This window comes from Microcella sp. (assembly GCF_033763155.1).
In the GTDB taxonomy this organism is placed as follows: Bacteria; Actinomycetota; Actinomycetes; order Actinomycetales; family Microbacteriaceae; genus Microcella.
Genome location: NZ_JANRKZ010000269.1, coordinates 1 through 3,309 on the forward strand (window position 1 = coordinate 1; position 3,309 = coordinate 3,309).

Annotated in this window: 3 protein-coding genes; 2 read left to right on the forward strand and 1 reads right to left on the reverse strand. The window is 65.8% G+C overall.

Features of this window, described 5'->3' with window-relative positions; genetic code table 11:
- Positions 1-579, forward strand: a 579-nt coding sequence (locus tag SFU54_RS11445) for a cytochrome c oxidase assembly protein (protein WP_319016398.1), incomplete at its 5' end; no start/stop codon positions are given.
- On the opposite strand, the gene SFU54_RS11450 is transcribed toward SFU54_RS11445, so the two are convergent.
- Positions 576-1,529 carry a hypothetical protein gene (locus tag SFU54_RS11450; RefSeq protein WP_319016399.1) on the reverse strand — a complete coding sequence of 318 codons (954 nt, stop codon included), beginning with the start codon at positions 1,527-1,529 and terminating at the stop codon, positions 576-578. The two genes, SFU54_RS11445 and SFU54_RS11450, sit on opposite strands and share 4 nt — an antisense overlap.
- Positions 1,530-1,652: 123 nt before the next feature.
- Between SFU54_RS11450 and SFU54_RS11455 the strand changes: the two genes are divergently transcribed.
- Positions 1,653-2,978 carry a DEAD/DEAH box helicase gene (locus SFU54_RS11455; RefSeq protein ID WP_319016400.1) on the forward strand — a complete coding sequence of 442 codons (1,326 nt, stop codon included), beginning with the start codon at positions 1,653-1,655 and terminating at the stop codon, positions 2,976-2,978.
- Positions 2,979-3,309: the final 331 nt, after the last annotated feature.

Here is a 3,309-nt window from a genome sequence, read left to right on the forward strand (position 1 = left end):
GAATGGATTCTCGCGATCGTGCACTCTCGCTTCGCCGCCATCTTGGGGCACCCCATCGTTGCCTCGGTGGTCTTCGCCGTCTCGCTCTTGGTGTTCTATTACTCGCCCCTCTTCTCGTGGGCGGTGAGCGACCACCTTGGCCACCAATGGATGGTGCTGCACTTCTTGCTCAGCGGGTATCTGTTCGTCAATGCACTCATCGGCGTCGACCCCGCTCCGTATCGGCCGCCGTACCCGATTCGACTCATCATCTTGTTGGCGACGATGGCCTTTCACGCCTTCTTCGGGCTCTCGCTCATCACGGGCACGGGGCTGCTCTTGCCCGAGTGGTTCGGAGCGATGGGCCGAGACTGGGGCCAAACGCCGCTCGCTGATCAGCAGACAGGCGGAGGCATTGCGTGGAGCGTGGGCGAGATTCCCACCCTCGTGCTCGCGATGCTCGTGGTGTGGAGCTGGAGCCGAGCAGACGGCCGTGAGTCGAAACGACTCGATCGTCGCGCCGACCGCGACGGTGATGCTGACCTTGAGGCATGGAACGCGATGTTGGCCGAACGCGCGCGCCAGTCAGAGGGTCGCTAACTCTCGGCCGAGAACAGTCGAACCTCGGGCTGCCGGTCGATGATCGTCACCTCGCCACGCACGATGAACCCGATGAGATCGTCGCGCGACGTGACGGTGCCGTCGAAGAGCCGCTGCACGTCGACGATGAGCTGTACACTCCCTTCGCTCCGCACACTCCACCTTCCCGGGTGGTTGCCGGGTTCGATGGTCACCTCGTCGAGCTGGTCAAGGCGCCACAGCGGCGGCTCGACAACGCGATCGACGATGGTGATTCCGAATGGGCACCCTGCTGGCTGCAGCACACGCTGCTCGGCACACTCGCCGAGCAGCCGCGTGATCTCGTTCGTGACGATGCGCTGCAAGCGGTCGGTCGGTTCGACGGCAAGCGTGACCGGCGGGGTGCCCTCGATCGCCTCGATGCGCACGGTCTGCGCGGGGGCCGACACGAGGGGCTCGTCGACGCGCACACTCACGCGCGCGGGAACGAAAACGCTCACGTCGACGGGTTCTCCCGCGGCGGTGGCGACGAACGACTGCCCGTTGATCGCGATGACATCGTGCTGGTCGGCCGTCACCGTCAGCGTGCCGACCGGTGGCGTCACGAATGCCCACGCCGGAACGAGCCCGAAGATCGGCGGGGCGGGCTGCAGGGCGAACGTCACGAGCGCGGCATCCGTCTCGTCGCCGTACTCTGCCGTGACCACGACGGTGCCGTCGCCAGCGTCATCGCTCGAGACGACGCGGTGGATGCTCGGCTCGCCGGCATCGCCCACCGGCATCGCGGTCGGCGGCTCGAGGCCAGCGAGGTGCGCTGCGGCGACGAGGTCGTCGCGGGCCAGGGCGTCAAGGTAGCGCTGAACGTGGGCAGCCGGAGTCGCACTCGTCACGACGAGCACGGCAAACGCGAGGGCGCCGAGGCCGAGCAATGCGGCGACGGCTCCTCCCCCGATGATCGTTGCCCGGGTCATGGGGCCAGCCTACGCAGGGCACGCCGCACCGCAGCGTGCTGTGTCAGGGTAGCGAGCGCCCACGGTTACAGTGGTGTGCCGTTGTTTGGTCGACCACGGTAGGCAGAGGCGAGAGTGAGGGTCATGGCGACGCGCGATGGCCACGCCCTGAGTGCCGAACAGTCGGCTGTTCTCGGCCTCATCGAGTCGACTCGCGAGCACGTCTTTGTCACGGGCCGGGCAGGAACGGGCAAGTCGACCTTGCTCGAGGCATTCATCGCGTCGACAGATCGCTCTGTCGTGGTGTGCGCGCCGACCGGGGTTGCAGCCCTCAACGTCGGTGGCCAGACGATTCACTCGTTGTTTCGCTTGCCCATTGGGCTGATCGCCGACCACGAGTTCGATGACTCTGTCGAGCTGCGCAAGCTGCTCGCCTCGATCGACACCGTCGTTATTGACGAGGTGTCGATGGTGAGCGCTGACCTCATGGATGCGATCGACCGGCGACTACGCCAGGCGCGAGCGCGACGCCACGAGCCGTTTGGCGGAGTACAGGTGGTTCTCTTCGGAGACCCGTACCAGCTCGCTCCCGTGCCGGGTCGCGATGAGGGCGAGCGCGCCTACTATGCCGATCACTACCGGTCGATGTGGTTCTTCGACGCCGCCGTGTGGCGCGAGGCCGACCTGCGCATCGTTGAGTTGCAGACGATCCACCGGCAGCACGACGCCGACTTTCGCGCCATGCTCACCGCGGTTCGGCATGGCACGGTCACCCCCGAGATTGGCTGGGCCCTCAACGAGGCCGGCGCGCGACCGGCACCCGCTGAGGGTGTCTTGACGCTAGCGACGACCAACGCGACCGTGACGCGCATCAACATGGATGCCCTGCGCCGCCTCCCCGGAGACCCCAAGACGGCGCGCGCCGACGTCGCGGGCGAGTTTGGCCCGAAAGGTGGCTACCCGGCCGACGAAGACCTGCAGCTGAAGGTCGGAGCCCAGGTCATGTTCTTGCGCAATGACACGGGTGGTGACGGACACCCCCGTTGGGTCAACGGCAGTCTGGGCACCGTCGAGCGCATTGGCCGCACAGTGTTCGTCGAGGTCGATGGTGAAAGCCACGAGGTCGTGCCGGCCACGTGGGAGAAATACAAATACACCTACTCGTCAGCCACGAAACGGGTGTCAAAAGATGTCGTGGCTGAGTTCACGCAGTTTCCGTTGCGTCTCGCTTGGGCCGTGACCATTCACAAGTCTCAAGGGTCGACCTATGACCGCGCGATTGTCGACTTGGGGCCGCGCGCATTCGCGCCCGGGCAGACGTATGTGGCGCTCAGTCGCATTCGCTCGCTTGACGGCTTGCACCTCGTGCGACCGCTGAGGCCGAGCGACATCATCGTCGACGACGACGTGCGCCGCTTCATGGCAGAGGCCGAGCAGCTTATCGGGCGGGCGATTACCGAGCCTCAATAGAGGACATTGATGCTCGAGTGGAGCGGAGCGCGTCGACCGCGATCGACGCGCGGAGCGCGCTGCGCCGCAGGAGCGGCGGCGCAGCCAGAAGTCAACACAGAGGGGCTGACGGGAATCGAACCCCGCAGACGCGATAGCGTCTGCGCGTCGAGCGTGAGCCGGTGACGTCTCGGCGGGCCAGAGGGGATGACGGTGTCTGGTTTCAGCACATCGTGGACACCTGTCTCACGACATCGTGGACAGTGAGGCCGGTGAGGGCGTGATGTCTCACGACATTGTGGACACCCCGCCAGGGTCAAGGGGTGAGCAAACAGGAAGTACTCATCCTCGC

What these genes read in the sequence shown, in the direction of transcription:
- SFU54_RS11455 (WP_319016400.1), top strand. Translation starts at nt 1,653, where the DNA reads ATGGCGACGCGCGATGGCCACGCCCTGAGTGCCGAACAGTCGGCTGTT.
- SFU54_RS11450 (WP_319016399.1), bottom strand. Translation starts at nt 1,529, where the DNA reads ATGACCCGGGCAACGATCATCGGGGGAGGAGCCGTCGCCGCATTGCTC.